Source organism: Planococcus sp. CPCC 101016, from assembly GCF_007859295.1.
In the GTDB taxonomy this organism is placed as follows: Bacteria; Bacillota; Bacilli; order Bacillales_A; family Planococcaceae; genus Planococcus.
Map to the genome: position 1 here is coordinate 619,448 of NZ_VOHB01000002.1, position 17,212 is coordinate 636,659.

The 17,212-nt window shown below is 43.3% G+C and carries 15 protein-coding genes; 14 read left to right on the forward strand and 1 reads right to left on the reverse strand.

From position 1 onward, the window contains the following. Positions 1–20: 20 nt before the first annotated feature. Positions 21–1,175 (reverse strand): M20 family metallopeptidase, encoded by a 1,155-nt coding sequence (locus FQV26_RS02940; RefSeq protein WP_146555875.1) that lies wholly within the window; start codon positions 1,173–1,175, stop codon positions 21–23. A 166-nt stretch (positions 1,176–1,341) separates the two neighbouring features. On the opposite strand from FQV26_RS02940, the gene FQV26_RS02945 reads away from it, so the two are divergent. The 14 genes from FQV26_RS02945 to FQV26_RS03010 all read left to right on the forward strand — a co-directional run bounded on the left by FQV26_RS02945 (position 1,342) and on the right by FQV26_RS03010 (position 17,204). Continuing rightward, the gene (locus tag FQV26_RS02945; RefSeq protein WP_146555876.1) at positions 1,342–2,718 is read left to right on the forward strand and encodes a M20/M25/M40 family metallo-hydrolase; all 1,377 of its coding nucleotides are present in this window, start codon (positions 1,342–1,344) and stop codon (positions 2,716–2,718) included. Continuing rightward, entirely contained in the window at positions 2,718–3,959 is a 1,242-nt protein-coding gene (locus FQV26_RS02950) for a M20 metallopeptidase family protein (protein ID WP_146555877.1), read from the forward strand. The genes FQV26_RS02945 and FQV26_RS02950 overlap by 1 nt, the downstream gene beginning before the upstream one ends. Next, the gene (locus FQV26_RS02955) at positions 3,956–5,503 is read left to right on the forward strand and encodes an ABC transporter substrate-binding protein (protein WP_146555878.1); all 1,548 of its coding nucleotides are present in this window, start codon (positions 3,956–3,958) and stop codon (positions 5,501–5,503) included. Before FQV26_RS02950 ends, FQV26_RS02955 begins: the two co-directional genes overlap by 4 nt. Positions 5,504–5,547: 44 nt before the next feature. Next, positions 5,548–6,462 (forward strand): ABC transporter permease, encoded by a 915-nt coding sequence (locus FQV26_RS02960; RefSeq protein WP_146555879.1) that lies wholly within the window; start codon positions 5,548–5,550, stop codon positions 6,460–6,462. Positions 6,463–6,476: 14 nt separating this feature from the next. Further along, entirely contained in the window at positions 6,477–7,382 is a 906-nt protein-coding gene (locus tag FQV26_RS02965) for an ABC transporter permease (RefSeq protein WP_146555880.1), read from the forward strand. Between the two features lie 18 nt (positions 7,383–7,400). Then, positions 7,401–8,369: an ABC transporter ATP-binding protein gene (locus FQV26_RS02970; RefSeq protein WP_146555881.1), complete on the forward strand. Its 969-nt coding sequence runs from the start codon at positions 7,401–7,403 to the stop codon at positions 8,367–8,369. An 11-nt stretch (positions 8,370–8,380) separates the two neighbouring features. Then, positions 8,381–9,412, forward strand: coding sequence for an ABC transporter ATP-binding protein (locus tag FQV26_RS02975; protein WP_146555882.1), 1,032 nt, complete (start codon positions 8,381–8,383; stop codon positions 9,410–9,412). A 17-nt stretch (positions 9,413–9,429) separates the two neighbouring features. Next, on the forward strand, positions 9,430–10,752 hold the full coding sequence (locus FQV26_RS02980; protein WP_146555883.1) for a hypothetical protein: 1,323 nt from the start codon (positions 9,430–9,432) through the stop codon (positions 10,750–10,752). A 341-nt stretch (positions 10,753–11,093) separates the two neighbouring features. After that, positions 11,094–12,338 carry a dicarboxylate/amino acid:cation symporter gene (locus FQV26_RS02985; protein ID WP_146555884.1) on the forward strand — a complete coding sequence of 415 codons (1,245 nt, stop codon included), beginning with the start codon at positions 11,094–11,096 and terminating at the stop codon, positions 12,336–12,338. Between the two features lie 176 nt (positions 12,339–12,514). Further along, complete coding sequence (locus FQV26_RS02990) at positions 12,515–13,498, forward strand: LacI family DNA-binding transcriptional regulator (protein ID WP_146555885.1); 984 nt, start codon at positions 12,515–12,517, stop codon at positions 13,496–13,498. After that, on the forward strand, positions 13,495–14,376 hold the full coding sequence (rbsK, locus tag FQV26_RS02995) for a ribokinase (protein WP_146555886.1): 882 nt from the start codon (positions 13,495–13,497) through the stop codon (positions 14,374–14,376). The genes FQV26_RS02990 and rbsK overlap by 4 nt, the downstream gene beginning before the upstream one ends. Next, positions 14,373–14,759: a D-ribose pyranase gene (gene rbsD / locus FQV26_RS03000; RefSeq protein WP_146555887.1), complete on the forward strand. Its 387-nt coding sequence runs from the start codon at positions 14,373–14,375 to the stop codon at positions 14,757–14,759. The genes rbsK and rbsD overlap by 4 nt, the downstream gene beginning before the upstream one ends. A gap of 17 nt (positions 14,760–14,776) precedes the next feature. Further along, positions 14,777–16,276, forward strand: a complete 1,500-nt coding sequence (locus tag FQV26_RS03005) for a sugar ABC transporter ATP-binding protein (protein WP_146555888.1) — start codon at positions 14,777–14,779, stop codon at positions 16,274–16,276. Then, positions 16,260–17,204: an ABC transporter permease subunit gene (locus FQV26_RS03010; RefSeq protein ID WP_146555889.1), complete on the forward strand. Its 945-nt coding sequence runs from the start codon at positions 16,260–16,262 to the stop codon at positions 17,202–17,204. Before FQV26_RS03005 ends, FQV26_RS03010 begins: the two co-directional genes overlap by 17 nt. Positions 17,205–17,212: the final 8 nt, after the last annotated feature.

Sequence of the window (17,212 nt, forward strand, 5' to 3'; positions counted from 1 at the left end):
GTATAGGATCCAGTCCTTTTTTATCTACTTTCTTCTTTCCCAACTTCTAAACAAATTTCACTAATTAAGGCACAACGTTCGCTGAAATGATCAAAATGAATATGTTCATGGATTGCATGTGGGCCGTCGCCTGGAATGCCTAATCCATCAAGTGTCGGTATTCCGAGAGATGAAGTGAAATTCCCATCACTTCCGCCACCTGCTTTTGCCTCTTTTACTTCAATTCCAACTCTAGCTCCGGCAGTTACGGCTTTTTGATAAAGTTTTGCATTCGCATCATTTTTTTCAAGTGGAGGCCTATTTAACTCTCCAGTAATGCTAAGAGTTGCAGCCTTATTAATAGGTTTCAAATTTTCGAGAATATGTATAATTCTATCGGCTTCATCATAGGAGGTGACTCGGAAATCGATTTCCGCTTCAGCGGCTGCAGAAACAACATTACTGCTGGTACCCCCTTTGATAACTCCGACGTTCAGTGTAGTTTCCTTTTCATAGTCCGTCAGTTTTTCGAGCTCTATAATTTGCTGCGCCAATTCGAGAATAGCACTAACACCATCTTCATGATGATTTCCCGCATGAGCGCTGACTCCCTTTACTTTGAGAGTATACCGGCCAACTCCTTTTCTTTCGGTCTTTAGAGCATTGGAACCGAATACAGGTGGTTCCATTACCAAGACAGCATCACAGGTCGCAGCCTTTTGTTCAATGACGGCCCGGGAAGTTTTGCTGCCAATTTCTTCATCAGCAGTAAACAGAAAGACGGGTATAAAAGGCAGTTCATCAAGTTGGGATTGAAGTGAGCGAACTGCCCATACAGAAGACAGCAAGCCGGCTTTCATATCAAAAACTCCGGGGCCGTAAATGTCATCTCCTTTTTCTACTAAGGGAATGGCGTCAACGTCCCAAACTGTATCAAAATGGGATAAAAACAAGATTCGGGGTTTTGAACCGCTATCTTCTAACTCAAAAGAGAAATGATTGCCGGTTTCTTGTTGTTCAAAAACTTCATAATTCCAACTTCCTGTTAATCTTTTTTGGAAAATTTCCTTTAATAAATTCCCGCACTGATCCACGAGTGATTTGTTATGGCTTGGTGATTGGGCACGGATCAATGTTAGTAAATCATCTTTTATTGTTTCAGTGTGAGATGATAAATAGCTTTTGTAAGGGTTCATTTCCTTCTGCTCCTCTAATTTAATGATAATTATACATAAACACAAATAAATTAATAAATCAACCAATTTAGAAAAAACTGAAAATTACATTGACAGTAGTTATTAAAAGAAGGTAAAGTTAATAAAAAATTAAGGAAATTATCCTTAAATAAAAGGGAGGGATTTTTTGAACACAAAAATTGATGAGTTCATTGAAGAAAATCGTGAGTTGTACATTAAATGGCTTACTGAATTTTGCCGAATCCCAAGTGTGGCAGCCCAAAACAGAGGGATGGAAGATGCTGTTTCCTATTTGGATGATTTATTTGAAGAAGCTTTTTCTATAACTCCGGAGAAATTGCCTACAAAAGGTTTCCCAGTAGTATACGCCGAGCTGGAAGGAAAATCAGATAAGATTCTAAGTTTCTATAATCATTATGATGTCCAACCGGAAGACCCGATCGAGCTATGGAAAAGCCCTGCCTTTGAACCGGACATCCGGGATGGAAAAATCTTTGCCCGAGGAGTGGCAGACAACAAAGGAAATCTGATTGCCAGAATAGCAGCCATCCATGCAATCAAACAAGTCGGCTTGGAATTGCCGGTTGATGTTAAATTCATCTTTGAAGGAGAGGAGGAAATCGGAAGCTTGAATTTACCGGCCTTTGCAAAAGAATATGCCGAAAAAATTCATGCGGACGGATGTGTCTGGGAGTTTGGTTACCGGGATGCTGACGGTGCATTGCAAGTCTCACTTGGAGTCAAAGGTATGCTGTATGTCGAATTATCTGTAGAAGCAGCGAATACAGACTTGCATTCGGCCCAGGCGGCAATCATAGAAAGTCCGGTTTGGAAACTGGTTTGGGCATTGAATACACTGAAGGATCAGAAGGAGAGAATAACCATTCCGGGATTTTACGATGACGTCGAATCGATCACTCAGCTAGATGAAGAAATGTTGGCCCATTATCGGCTGGATGAAGCAGAAACCTTAAATAAGTTGGGGATTGAAGGCTTTCTACTAAATCTTGAAGGGATGGCATTAAAAAGAAAGCATCTTTTTGAACCAACATGTAACATTTGCGGAATTTTTTCCGGCTACATAGGAGAAGGAACAAAGACAGTATTGCCTTCTTCAGCTACAGCAAAATTGGATTTTCGTTTGGTGCCCGGACAAGATCCTGAAAAAATATTGCTGCAATTACGGCAGCACTTAAATAACCAAGGCTTTGAAGATATTACCATTAAAGTTACCAGTTCAGAGCGGGCTGCCCGAACAATTCCGGATCGAGAAATTGTTAAAGCAATGATAGAAGTAGCCAATCAATATTCGGATAAAAAGCCGAATATTGTTCCCAATACTCCAGGGACCGGTCCAATGTACGAGCTATGCCAGGCTCTCGGAATCCCATCTGCATCATTTGGCGTAGGAAACTTCGAATCGAATAATCATGCTCCGAATGAGAACATTTATGTTGATGATTATATTGAGGGGATTAAGATGGCGGCAGCGCTGGTTTTTGAGTTCAGCCGGCAATACGATAAACAGGGGAGTGTGGGTTAATGACAGTAAAGACAGACGGAATCAAGGAATTCAAAACTTTAAAATCATCACATCCCGACTGGCATGATTCCATAGAAGCTGTTTTTGACAAAGTGGTCGCTATTCGGCGCGATCTTCATAAGCATCCTGAACTGGCTTTCGAAGAAATCAGGACCGCTGGTATTGTGGCTGGATTATTAAAGGAATGGGGTTATGAAGTCAGGGAAGCTGTCGGCAAAACAGGCGTGATCGGCCTACTGCATGGAGCAGCTCCTGGGCCCGTTATCGGTTTGAGAGCCGATATGGATGCTCTTCCTATGAACGATAAAATAGATCAGCCATACCGAAGTGAGAATGATGGTCTCGCCCATACATGTGGACATGACGCACACACTTCCATCCTATTAGGAGTAGCGAAGCTATTCGCTGAAAGAGGCTTAGAGTCGGGAACTTTGAAATTAATTTTTCAACCGGCTGAAGAAATTGGACAAGGCGCAGATGCGATGATCAAGGACGGCGCATTGGAAAATCCTAAAGTCGATGCAATGGCAGGGCTTCACGTCCATCCTACATTGAAGACCGGCGAATTTTCAATTACTGAAGCAAAATACAGCTGTGCAGCTGTGGACATCTTCGAACTCGTCATAACGGGGGCTGGGGGTCACGCAGCCCATCCACATCAAACTGTCGATCCAATTCTGATTGCAGCTCAGGTCCTTGTCGCCTTACAGCAAATTGTAAGCCGTCAAACCGATCCTCTGGATTCGGTGGTTCTCAGTTTCGGACAAATCGAAGGTGGAACTAAAGCGACAATTATTCCGGATTCCGTGTTGCTGAAGGGCACTGTACGTACATTAAAACCAGAGACAAGGGCTCAAATGCCGGAAAAAATAGAATCGATTGCCACGGGAATAGCGAGAAGTTTTAAAGGGGATGCTGTCCTTACTTACCATCATGTCACACCATCAATTAAAATTGATGAAGAAATGCGAGGACTGTTGACTGAAACAGTAAGTGAGTTGTTCGGAGCTCAAGCGCTGCATATCGCCAGCCCTTCCATGGGAGGCGAGGATTTTTCTTACTTTTCCCAAGAGGTGCCTTCCGTCTTTTTCCGTTTAGGGACAAAAAATGGTGAACAGACTGCTTTTCCAAATCATAACAGTCGTTTTGATGTAGATGAACAATCGTTTTTGTACGGTATTTCGGTTTTAAGTTTACTGACACATAAATTCTTACAAACCACAAAGGGGGAAAAAGAATGAAGAAACAGCTCTGGTTATTGCTTTTAGTATTGACGCTGATTATTGCAGGGTGTTCAGGTGGAGAAACAAGCAACACAGAAGGTGAAGAACCGGTGGAAACAAGCGACAGCAAAACCTTGGTCATCGCAAATGGTACTGATATTGTGACGTTTGATATTCATGACCACAATACAACCTCTACGGAAGCTGTCCATGTCAATATGTTCAATTACCTGGTGACAAATCAGGGAGAAGATGGCTTCCAAGCTGACTTGGCTGAAAGCTGGGAAAATGTTGACGATACGACGTGGAATTTCAAGTTAAGAGAAGGAGTGACTTTCCACAACGGAGAAGAGCTGACTGCTGATGATGTGAAATATACGTTAGAACGAGTAGCTAAAGACGACACGTTACTGGAGCACGGCAATTATAATCAGATTGAAGCTGTGAATGTGATCAGTGATTACGAATTTGAAATCGTCACGAAAAACCCGGAACCGGCTCTGTTAAATCGCTTGTCCCGATTGGGTTCAGGCATTCTGCCACAGGAGTATATTGAAACTGAAGGCTGGGAAGTGTTTTTAGAAAATCCGGTCGGAACAGGTCCTTATAAATTCATGGAATGGCAAAGAGATGACCGTTTGACACTAGAAGCAAATACCGAATACTTTGGTGATGCACCGAAATGGGAAGAGCTTGTTTTCCGAAGCATTCCTGAAGATTCGACCCGTGTTTCTGAATTGCTGACAGGTGGAGTGGATGTTGCTGTGAATATTCCGCCGACAGACGTAGACCGCATCAATGAAACTGAAGGAGTCACGACTGTCCAATCGCCAACGCAACGTGTCATGATGCTAGTATTGCGGACAGATGAAGACAGTGTTACAGGAGATCCGTTAGTACGTGAAGCGATAGACCTTGCAATTGACAAACAAGCCATTGTCGATTCGTTGCTGGAAGGTGCAGGTACGGTTACACGCACGCGCGTTACTCCAGGAAACGTTGGGGCTAATGAAGATCTTTATGGACAAACACTATATGATCCAGAAAGAGCCAAAGAACTGCTTGCTGAAGCCGGCTATCCGGATGGTTTTGAATTGACATTGACAGGACCGAATGGCAGATATTTAAAGGATAGAGAGACGGTGGAGTTGATTGCCGCCATGCTGTCCGAAGTCGGGATTACAGTCAATCAGGAATTGATTGAATGGAGTGCCTTTAACCAGCGATATCAAGACCGTGATTTTGCCGAAATGTTCTATATCGGCTACGGCAACTCGATGTTCGATGCTTCGCTGGCATTGGACCGGCTGACAATTGAAAATGCCGAAGGTGAGACGGATTATGACAATCAAGAAGTAAATGATCTATTGCTGGCAGCGGAACAGAACATGGATCCCGAAGAGCGTGCACAACAATATCAAGAAGCTCAGGAAATAATTGCTGAAGATCGTCCTCAAATTTACATGTTCCAATTGGATGCAATTACAGGAATTAATGAGCGACTTGATTTTGAACCGCTTTTGAATGAAATGTTCTATGCTGACTCAATTACACTGAAGTAAAAAAGGGGGGATTCCTCCCTTTTTTCGATAGGAGGAGGAAATCGATGAAATATTTATTCCAAAGCATGGTAAAAACAATTCCTGTACTACTCCTCATAACTTTAATTGTCTTTTTGCTTATCCGTGTGACTGGGGATCCCGTTTCCTTAATGCTCCCAGAAACTGCTACAGAAGAAGAGCGCGATTCTTTAAGAGAATCAATGGGGTTAAATGAACCTTTGCCAATTCAATATTTCACTTACCTCGGAGAATTGGTGACCGGTGACTTCGGAGATTCATTCCGCTACAACACAGACGCACTTAGCCTGGTATTGGAAAGGCTGCCGGCGACCTTTGAATTGGCTATTGCCTCCATGATTGTGGCCATTATAATTTCCGTGCCGCTGGGTATTTTATCGGCAGTTAAGCGAAACAGTTTTTTCGATTTATTTATTACAGGAGGAGCAGTATTAGGGAAAGCGATGCCCAATTTTTGGCTTGGGATTATGCTGATCCTCTTTTTATCTGTTACATTTCAAATTTTCCCTGTTTCCGGGAGAGGAACACTCGGGCATCTGGTATTGCCGGCGATTACACTCGGAACAGGCATAGCAGCAGAAATGACAAGGCTGATAAGATCCAGTATGTTGGAGATTTTAGAGCAGGATTTTATTCGGACTGCCCGCAGTAAAGGCTTGGGAGAATCAATTATCGTAAACAAGCATGCATTCCGTAATGCGCTGATTCCTGTAGTGACCATCATGGCATTGCAGACTGCTACATTGGTAGGTGGAACGCTAATTACGGAAACGGTCTTTGCGTGGCCGGGACTCGGGCAATTGCTTGTACAGTCAGTAAATTTGCGGGATATGGCGGTTGTACAAGCTGCTACTTTCATCATTGCGATCTTTGTTATTCTCAGCAATCTGCTGGCAGATTTAATCTACCGGTTCTTGGATCCGCGCATTAAATATGAATAAAGGAGGGGCTCGAATTGACGCAAGCATCAGAAACAACGATAAACCAACAAAAAGGTGCAACTCAATCCTCCTTTAGGAAGCTGGCTAAACGTTTATTAAGAAGCAAAACGGGGATGACCGGGTTGGTCATTGTAGTGGCAGTTACATTGATGGCTATATTTGCTCCTCTACTTGCGCAGCATGATCCTGCTCAAACCAATGTGGTGAATCGTTTATTGCCGCCTTCATGGAGCGAAGGTGGATCCCCCGAATTTATTCTAGGGACAGACAATCTGGGTCGTGATATCTTGAGCCGCATTATTTATGGTTCGCGTATTTCCTTGTTTATTGGTATTACGGCAGTTTTGCTGGCGGGGGCCATCGGAATGGCACTCGGCTTAATCGCAGGTTATTACGGAAAAGTGTGGGATTTCGTAATTATGAGAACCGTAGACGCCCTGCTGGCTATTCCGAATATCCTTTTCATGTTGATTATTTTGGCGGTTCTTGGACCGAGCCTTACAACATTAATTTTGGTGCTTGGCGGAACGACTTGGGTGGTTTATGCGAGGATGGTGCGAAGTGAAACGCTGAGCATCAAAGAGCGTGATTATGTCAGATCGGCTAAAGCTATAGGGGCGAAAGATTTTCGTATTATCGTCAAGTATATTTTACCGAATGTCCTCTCCTCTTTTATTGTTATTGCAACGCTGAACGTTGCTACTACCATTATCCTGGAAGCCAGTTTGAGTTTTCTTGGGCTCGGAATCCAGCCACCCGATGTTTCCTGGGGCCTTATGTTAAGTGATGGGAGAGAATATATCGCTACTAGCTGGTGGGTCGCAACATTTCCCGGCATTGCAATCACTGTAACGGTGCTGGGTGTTATATTCCTGGGAGACTGGCTGCGTGATGTGCTGGATCCGAAAATTAAAGAATAAGTGGAGGTGAATAGGATCATGAGCAATGAATTGTTAAAGGTGGACGACTTAAAAGTTCGTTTTAAAACTGACGATGGGTATGTTTCAACAGTTAACGGCGTAAGCTTTACAGTGGAGCAAGGTGAGACCCTGGCGATAGTAGGAGAGTCGGGAAGTGGTAAAAGTGTCACTTCCCTTGCCCTAATGGGTATTTTGCCGGTCAATGGAGAGATTTATGAAGGCAACATTACTTTTGAGGATAAAGACTTGCGAAGCTTGAGCAAAAAAGAGTATCGCAAAATGCGCGGTGATGAAATCGCTATGATTTTTCAAGAACCGATGACCGCGTTAAATCCGGTTTTTACGATCGGCTATCAGTTGCGGGAAACATTGATTTTGCATAATAAGATGACCAAAGAACAAGCGCATAACAAAGGCATCGAAATGCTGGAGACGGTCGGAATACCGGATGCCGGAAGAGTGATGGGGAGATTTCCACATCAACTGTCCGGCGGTATGCGCCAGCGGGTCATGATTGCGATGGCTTTATCCTGTAATCCGAAACTATTGATTGCAGATGAGCCGACAACAGCATTGGATGTGACTATTCAAGCTCAAATTTTAACTTTATTAAGGAATTTAAAGAAAAACTTGAATACAAGCATTATTATCATTACCCACGATTTAGGGGTGGTAGCAGAATTGGCTGACCGCGTGGTTGTCATGTATGCAGGGGAAGTGGTGGAAACAGCTCCTATCCAAGAGTTATTTGATAATCCCCGCCATCCTTATACAAGGGGATTGATTTCTTCCATTCCTAAAATTCATGATGTGGTGGATGAGTTATATTCCATCGAAGGAACTGTTCCCAATCCTTCCAATATGCCCGAAGGTTGTAAATTTCATCCGCGCTGTCCTTTAGGAGATATTGAATGCACAAAAGTTCATCCTGATTTAGAGTACATCTCAGAAAAACATGCAAAACGCTGCATAAAAGTTAAAGGCTAGGAGGTGGCTGTATGCAATCGACAGAGGAAAAAGTAATTATGGAAGTGATCGGCTTAAAAAAACATTTTGATCTAACTAAAGGTTTTATCAAAAAGACCCACTCTAAAATAAAAGCTGTAGATGGCTTGAACTTCCAAGTATTCAAAGGTGAAACGCTTGGCATAGTAGGGGAGTCGGGATGCGGCAAGTCCACCACCGGCCAATTGATGCTGGGGCTGTTGGATGCAACTGAAGGGCATATCTATTTTCAAAATGAAGATATTTCAGCGATGTCTCAAGAAGAGCTACGGAAAGCCAGAAGAGACCTTCAGGTGATTTTCCAAGATCCCTATTCATCTTTAAATCCGCGTATGACTGTAGAGCAAATTATTGGAGAACCACTCGTCGTACATGGTTTGGCATCTGGTAAAGAGTTAAAAGAACAAGTCCGCGAGCTTATGAAACTTGTCGGCTTAAGAGAGCATCAAATGAAATTATACCCCCACGAATTCAGCGGCGGCCAGCGCCAGCGTATCGGTATTGCACGCGCATTGGCTTTAAAGCCGAAAGTCATTGTTTGTGACGAAGCAGTATCTGCATTGGATGTATCCATCCAAGCTCAGATTTTAAATTTATTAAAAAAACTACAGAAAGAAATGGATTTGACTTATATATTCATTGCCCACGGGTTGCCGGCTGTTCGTCACATAAGTGACCGCATTGGAGTGATGTACTTAGGAAAGATGGTGGAAATGGCTGACAGAGATGAATTGTTTACACATCCATTGCATCCTTATACGTATGCCTTACTGGATTCAGTGCCGATACCAGATCCGAAGCTAAGGAAAGAACATCAATTGATAAAAGGAGAAATTCCAAGTCCTATCAATCCTCCTTCAGGCTGTCCTTTCCACCCAAGATGCCCTTTTGCCACTGAAAAGTGTAAAATAGAGGTTCCGGAATATCGGGAAATCTTGCCAAATCATTTTGTCGCATGCCACTATCCTCTTTTACAGGAAGATACGAATGTGTTGCCCGATTCAGGTAGTTCCCAAGTAAATTGAAAAGGGTGTAGTAAAGAATGAAAGTACGTATAGGAGCAATAGGGCCAGCGGACTCATTAAAAGTCATACGTGAAGTAGCTGACGACGATGCGCGCATTGAACTTGTGGAATTTGAATACTTTCATCATGAAGAATTGCCCAATATTCTAAATAAACACCGATATGATGTGGCAAAATGGATATTCTCAGGACCGACTCCATACCATCATTGCCTGGAATTAGGATTGATCACCCCGGAAGAGGCTTCTTTTCCGCCGCTTCACGGCATGGCTATGCTCGGAACCTGTTTGAAAGTGATGCATGACCATGGCCGTTTTGTTGAAAAAATGAGCTTGGATACGGTTGATGAGCATGTTGTCCATTCTTTATTCAGTGAATATCAGCTGAGTAATATATCTTTTGAACTGTCATCATTCAAAGGGTATACGGACCATAAGGAACTAATTGATTTTCATGTAAGCAATTACCGTGCTGGAAATTCTGAGCTGGCGCTTACTTGCTTGCTGAAGGTTTATCTGGAATTGCAGCGGCTTGGAATACCGGTCTATAGAGTAGTTCCTTCCAGAATGGCTATAAAGACAATTTTCGATATTCTTTTTTCAAGAGCACAGAGCCATGTGTATGAAAAACAGAAAGTAGCGATTATTGGAGTGGATTTGCTACCCGCGGGCAGCGTCACCAAAAAGACAGTTTTCAGCTTTGAAGAAAATAGAAAAGTATTGGATTTGCAACAGGAGTTGCTCCGCCTGACAAAAATGTTGAATGGATCTCTAATAGACAAAGGAAGCGGCACTTATTTTATCTATACAACTCAGGGAGACTACGAGTTGCTGACGTCTGAAACTGCCATTTCCTTTATAGCTGAAGAGATCAATATGAGGACATCTTTAAAATTCCATATAGGCATTGGCGCAGGGTATACCATTTATGATGCTGAACAGCATGTTCAGCAGGCATTTGAATATGCCACCTCAATAGAAGGCTGCAAAGTGGCTTTTGTGAATGAAGATCATGTCTTTGCAAATTTGACCGAATTAAAATTCAGCTACGAAAGCAATTATCAGCTGCCTGAATACTGGCAAAATGTCTTGAAAAAGCACAAATATAAAGAAACGATTCCTGCGAAAATTTATCATTACATTAAATTAAAGAACTTAACCCATTTTACCAGTGAAGTGACTACTGCTTTGTTAAAAAATACGGACCGCAATACGAGACGCATTCTAAATGAGATGGAGCAGATGGGGCTAATAAAAAGCGTTGCTGAAGAAAAGAGTTCCAATAGGCCAGGGCGTCCGAAAAAAGTTTACGAATTGGTCATTGAACAAAAAGTGAAATGATCATTTAAATATAGAGTCTACTATATATAACGCCGTCAATAACACTTCTTGTATATGGGTATCGATGGTTTTAAACACTTCCAAAAAACGGAATGCCGTTTGCATCACCAAAATAGTTTGAGATGGAAGTCGGAATTTCAATGGGAGAAAAAACTCTTACTATATATTTTTTAACCTGCAACCTGTGTAAATGGACCTCCATTTATACGGGTTTTTTATATTTTAAAATAGTAATTTTATTTCGAATTCATAGTAGATTCCGTGAATTTCTTTAAAGTTGTAACGAATATATATATTCCTATAAAATAGTTTCTATGTCTAGAAACGAAAGAGGGAAATGAATGAAAAAACCTGGTTTAACCGTAAAAGTACTGACCGGTCTCGTTTTGGGAGCGATTGTCGGATTATTGATAAACCTATTCGCACCCGACTCATTTGATGCACTGAATACATATTTATTTGTGCCGCTTGGCCAAATATTTTTAAGTTTGATTAAAATGCTGGTTGTTCCTCTTGTGTTGTTTTCCATTATTCTTGGAACAGCGGGCCTTGGCGATCCGGCCAAATTAGGACGGATTGGCATTAAGACGGTCAGTTATTTCCTTGTCACGACCACGATAGCAATTGTCATCGGATTAACATTAGCCGCTGTCATTCAGCCGGGACTTGCAGGGGACTTTGATCTCTCCAGCGCGGAGTTTGAAGTACAGGAAGCGCCATCTGTAGGCGAGACGCTATTGGCTATGATTCCGACGAATCCGATTGCGTCATTAGTAGAAGGCAATATGCTGCAAATCATCGTATTTGCGGTCTTTATCGGATTAGCATTGACGACGCTTGGCGAAAAAACGAAAGGGCTTGTCCGTTTGTTTGAACAAGGTAATGATGTCATGATGTATTTGGTGGGCATAGTTATGAAATTTGCTCCTTATGGTACATTCGGACTGATTGCGACGGCTGTGGGTTCTCAAGGAATTTCAGCAATGAAAGCGATGGGTTCCTATATGGTGGTCATTGTAGCGGCACTTTTGATTCATGCAGTTTTCACTTACGGAGGGACCATCAAGTTCTTAGCCAAGAAAAGCCCCATCTGGTTTTTCAAAAAATTTGCGCCTGCCATGAGCGTGGGCTTCAGTACATCGAGCAGTACAGCGACATTGCCGATTTCGATGGAAGTGGCACAGGATGAATTGGGGGTGCCGAAATCTGTCAGCTCGTTCGTACAGCCTCTTGGTGCTACGATCAATATGGATGGCACGGCCATTATGCAAGGGGTCGCAACCATGTTCATCGCGCAGGCTTACGGTGTGGATTTATCGGCAATGGATCTTGTGACAGTTGTACTGACAGCTGTATTAGCAAGTATTGGTACGGCAGGTGTTCCGGGAGTTGGACTGATTATGCTGGCGATGGTGTTAAGCAGTGTCGGCCTTCCGCCAGAAGGCATTGGCTTGGTAATCGGAATAGACCGCTTGTTGGATATGACACGTACAGCTGTTAACATTTCAGGAGATGCGGCATGTGCAGTTTATGTGGCAGAGACTGAGAAAAAAAGAGATTTACGAATGGATAATATGAACGCTTGATCAAGAGGAATTCCTGCAATTTGCGGGAATTCCTTTTTTATACTGGTACAAGAAAACAGCGGATAAACAAACTAAAAAAAATATCGAACTGGAAAATGTTCACATTGACAAAGCGAAAGATGCACTATATATTATGTGTAACCGGTTACACATTGAAGAGAAACGGAGTCGTTGGTATGACCACTATTAAAGATGTAGCGAAAAAAGCAGGGGTCTCAGTAGCGACGGTCTCGAGGTTCTTAAATGACAGCGGGTATGTCAGTTCAGAAGCTGCCAAAGCGGTAACTGCAGCGGTAGAAGAGCTGAATTATGAACTGAATCCGGTTGCGCGTTCTTTGAATACGAAAAAGTCGAATCTAATCGGCTTGATTCTCCCGGATATCACAAATCCATTCTTTCCGGAGCTTGCTCGTGCAGTTGAAGATGTAGCTTTAACCTACGGATATACAGTGGTGCTATGCAACTCGGACGAAGATCCTGAAAAAGAGAAAAATTACATTGAAACCTTAAAGAAAAAATACATTGCTGGTTTTATTGTGACATCCAACCAGCTGGATGCACCGCATTATGCCAATGCCAATGTGCCAATCGTAGCACTTGACCGGGAAATTAACGAAAAAATTCCGACTGTCTCCTCCAATAACAAAGAAGGGGCAATTCTTGGAACCAATGCTTTGCTGGAAAGAGGATGTCGAAATGTCCTTTTTTTGAGAGGTCCGGAGGAATTGAATCCTGCGAATGATCGGTATGAAGGCTTTATGGAAGCGATTCAAAAATCGGATGTGCATTACCATGTAGTAACTTCACCTTTCCACTTTGCAGAATCGCAGAAAATTGTAGAACGCATGTTAAATGATAATCCGCAAATTGATGGTATTTTTGCCAGCAGTGACGTATCGGCTGCAGGGGCTTTAAAAGCGGCAAACACTGTCGGAAAGCATGTTCCGAACGAATTGCAGATTGTCGGTTTTGACGGAGTGGCAATGGGGGAAATGTTGTCACCCGGACTAACAACAATCGCACAGGATGTTTATAAGATGGGGGCAGTTGCGACACGTGTTCTGATCAAACAAATTGAGAATAAGAAGATCGAACAAAAATTTTATGAGGTTCCCGTGAAGTTGGTCGTTCGAGGAACAACAAGGAGTGTAGCGGAATGATTACAGTAGTTGGCAGCATCAATATGGATTTAGTCGTCCAGACAGACCGTTTTCCAAAGCAAGGAGAGACCGCGCTAGGCAATCTGTATACGACAGTTCCGGGAGGCAAAGGGGCCAATCAGGCAGTAGCAGCTGCGAGATTGGGCAGCGATATCCATATGGTCGGGGCAGTTGGCCAGGATGCTTTTGGTAACGAGTTATTATCCGGACTGAAGGATGAAGGAATTCAAGTGGAACATGTCAAAAAGATTGACGGCGCGAGCGGCATCGCCAATATTCTGCTGTCTGAAGGAGATAATCGTATTATCGTCGTGCCCGGTGCCAACTATAGTGTTACACCGCAGGAAATTGACGCTTTGACAGGTCAGTTGGCAGCGAGTGAACTGGTTATAATGCAATTGGAAATGCCGATTCCGGTTATTCAACGGACCTTGGAAATTTGTCATCAACACGGAGTGCCGACCATTTTGAATCCAGCGCCAGCCAGTGGATTTACAGCTGACTTTCTGCCATATTTCACCTACTTGACGCCGAATGAAACAGAAGCGGAAGAAATTTTCGGTGTAGATTGGGAACAGGCCTTAATAGAGTATCCAAACCGCCTTGTCGTGACACTCGGTCAAAAAGGTGCCCAATTTTACGATGGGGAAAAACATGTCCTAGTCGAAGGATTTGCTACAAAAGCGGTAGATACAACAGGAGCAGGGGATACCTTTAACGGAGCACTTGCCGCAGCATTGGCAGAAGGACAGGCATTCGGACAAGCAGTCCGATTTGCCAACGCTGCTGCCTCTTTATCCGTAGAGAAATTCGGTGCACAAGGCGGTATGCCTGAGCGAACTGCTGTCAACGAGCGAATGGCAGGTGAGTATTCATGAAAAAACATGGCATGATCAACCGTGACATAGCGTCAGCCTTAGCCTCCTTTGGACATACGGATTTGCTCGTTATCGGGGATTGTGGGTTGCCGATTCCCAAAGATGTTCCCTGCATCGACTTATCCTACAAAATAGGCGAGCCGGCATTCCTGACAATTCTTGAGGCAGTACTGGACGACTTCGAAGCGGAGGCGGCGTTTATTGCCCGGGAAATCATAGATGGGAATCCGGAAGTGGAAAAAGCGATTAAGAAAAAAATGAAAACTGACTATATTGCACATGAAGAACTGAAAGAGCTCAGCAAGCAGGCAAAACTGATTATCCGCACAGGAGAAGCGACACCTTACGCTAATATTGTCCTTCGTTCTGGCGTCATTTTTTAAAAAGGCAGGTGAGTTTAATGATTAAAATGACCGATATCTCTAAATCATTCAGCGGCAATAAAGTGTTGAAGAATGTCCATTTTGCTTTAGAAAAAGGAGAAATTCATGCGCTCATGGGCGAAAATGGTGCCGGAAAATCGACATTGATGAAAATTATGTCGGGAATTTATACAAGGGATTCGGGAACGGTTGAAGTGAAAGGTGAACAGGTCAATTTCACTTCTCCTAAACAAGCTGAAGAGGTAGGCATTGCAGTGATTCACCAGGAACTGAACATCTTGCCTTATCTGTCAATTGCCGAGAATCTATTTCTTGGACGTGAAGAAACGTTTGGACGTACAGGCGTATTGAGAACAAAACAAATGGAAAAAAAGACACGTAAAATCCTATTGGATCTTGGACTGAATGTTGATCCTGCTGACCCGGCCAGTTCGCTGTCTGTCGGAAAACAGCAAATTGTTGAAATTGCTAAGGCACTGTCAGTAGACGCAGAAGTAATCATAATGGATGAACCAACTGCGGCGTTGACAGACCGTGAAATTGACAATTTGTTTAAAACGATCCGTGAACTTCAGAAGCGCGGTGTCTCGTTCATTTACATTTCCCACCGGATGGAGGAAATTTTCTCGCTATGTGACCGGATTACGATTTTGCGCGATGGAGAGTTTGTTGGAGAGCGCAAAATAAGTGAAACTTCTTTTGATGAAATTGTTCAGATGATGGTCGGCAGGGAACTCGGGGAACGCTTCCCTGAACGGAAATCAGAAATTGGTGAAATCAAACTTGCTGTTAAAGGCTTAAGTCGGAAAAATTGCTTTGAGGACATTTCTTTTGAACTTCGAAAAGGGGAAGTGTTATCGATTGCTGGCTTAATGGGTGCCGGACGCACAGAAGTGGCACAATCGCTGTTCGGATACAAAAAATTGGATGGCGGAATTATCGAATTTGATGGAAAACAGGTCAAAATTGATACGCCGAAAAAAGCCAAAGAAATGGGCATCGGCTATGTCACGGAAGACCGGAAATCCGAAGGCTTGGTTGTGGATTTTACAGTAGAGGAAAATGTCAGTATGACCAACTTCGCTGCTATCTCCAAGAACGGATTAATCTCCAAAGACAAGGAACGTCAGCTTTTTGACACGATGGTTCAACGGCTTGGAATTCGGACATCCGGTCCACATCAACCCGCAAAATCGTTAAGTGGTGGAAATCAGCAGAAAGTAGTCATCGCGAAATGGCTCGGCATCGAACCAGAATTGCTGATTCTGGATGAGCCAACACGCGGCGTTGATGTGGGAGCGAAAAAAGAAATTTATTCAATCATCAATCAACTGGCTGAGCGTGGCGTAGCAATTCTCATGATTTCTTCAGAACTGCCAGAAGTGATTGGTATGGCTGATCGTGTCCTGGTGATGCATGAAGGAAAAATAACAGCGGATTTACCAAAAAAAGAAATGACGCAGGAGCGAATTATGCATTTTGCAACAGGAGGTGGAAAACTTGCAGTTGAAGACTAAGAATCAATCAGTTCTACAAAAAATAGCACCATTTATCGGCTTGATCCTAATCGTCGCTATTATTTCTATTTCAAATACCGACTTTCTTACCGTATCCAATTTAATGAACGTGCTTCGGCAAGTGTCCATTAACGCTTTGATTGCATTTGGTATGACTTTTGTTATTTTGACAGGGGGCATTGACTTATCGGTCGGTTCGACTCTTGCATTAACGGGAGCGGTCACAGCAGGAATGATGGCAAGCGGTATAGACCCAATTCTTGCGATGCTCCTCGGACTATTGCTTGGAGCAATTCTAGGCGCAGTTAACGGCATCATCATTGCCAAAGGGAAAGTGGCGCCATTTATCGCAACTTTGGCGACGATGACTATTTACCGGGGATTGACCCTGGTCTATACAGACGGACGCCCAATTTCAGGATTGGGCGACAGCATGACTTTCCAACTGCTCGGCAAAGGCTATTTCTTTTGGATTCCAATTCCGGTAGTTACCATGATTGTCAGTTTCGGAATCTTGTATTTCATCTTGAAGAAAACGACGTTCGGCCGCCGTGTCTATGCAGTAGGCGGCAATGAAGAGGCATCGATCCTATCTGGGATCAATACAGACCGCATTAAAATCTACGTCTATTCATTGTTAGGCTTATTGGCAGCCTTGGCTTCACTCATCTTAACGTCACGTCTGAATTCGGCTCAGCCGACTGCCGGTGAAATGTTTGAGCTTGATGCCATTGCAGCCGTCGTACTTGGCGGGACAAGCCTTACCGGTGGACGCGGATGGATTGTCGGTACATTAATTGGTGCCTTGATTATTGGTGTACTCAATAACGGTTTGAACTTAATGGGGGTTCCGTCCTTCTTCCAGCAAGTGGTGAAGGGTGCAGTCATATTATTAGCGGTTCTTCTGGACCGTAAAAAAACAGCATAAGGGGTGCA

What these genes read in the sequence shown, in the direction of transcription:
- FQV26_RS02975 (WP_146555882.1), top strand. Translation starts at nt 8,381, where the DNA reads ATGCAATCGACAGAGGAAAAAGTAATTATGGAAGTGATCGGCTTAAAA.
- FQV26_RS02955 (WP_146555878.1), top strand. Translation starts at nt 3,956, where the DNA reads ATGAAGAAACAGCTCTGGTTATTGCTTTTAGTATTGACGCTGATTATT.
- FQV26_RS02940 (WP_146555875.1), bottom strand. Translation starts at nt 1,175, where the DNA reads ATGAACCCTTACAAAAGCTATTTATCATCTCACACTGAAACAATAAAA.
- FQV26_RS02985 (WP_146555884.1), top strand. Translation starts at nt 11,094, where the DNA reads ATGAAAAAACCTGGTTTAACCGTAAAAGTACTGACCGGTCTCGTTTTG.
- FQV26_RS03005 (WP_146555888.1), top strand. Translation starts at nt 14,777, where the DNA reads ATGATTAAAATGACCGATATCTCTAAATCATTCAGCGGCAATAAAGTG.
- FQV26_RS02950 (WP_146555877.1), top strand. Translation starts at nt 2,718, where the DNA reads ATGACAGTAAAGACAGACGGAATCAAGGAATTCAAAACTTTAAAATCA.
- FQV26_RS02980 (WP_146555883.1), top strand. Translation starts at nt 9,430, where the DNA reads ATGAAAGTACGTATAGGAGCAATAGGGCCAGCGGACTCATTAAAAGTC.
- FQV26_RS02990 (WP_146555885.1), top strand. Translation starts at nt 12,515, where the DNA reads ATGACCACTATTAAAGATGTAGCGAAAAAAGCAGGGGTCTCAGTAGCG.
- rbsD (WP_146555887.1), top strand. Translation starts at nt 14,373, where the DNA reads ATGAAAAAACATGGCATGATCAACCGTGACATAGCGTCAGCCTTAGCC.
- FQV26_RS02960 (WP_146555879.1), top strand. Translation starts at nt 5,548, where the DNA reads ATGAAATATTTATTCCAAAGCATGGTAAAAACAATTCCTGTACTACTC.
- FQV26_RS02970 (WP_146555881.1), top strand. Translation starts at nt 7,401, where the DNA reads ATGAGCAATGAATTGTTAAAGGTGGACGACTTAAAAGTTCGTTTTAAA.
- rbsK (WP_146555886.1), top strand. Translation starts at nt 13,495, where the DNA reads ATGATTACAGTAGTTGGCAGCATCAATATGGATTTAGTCGTCCAGACA.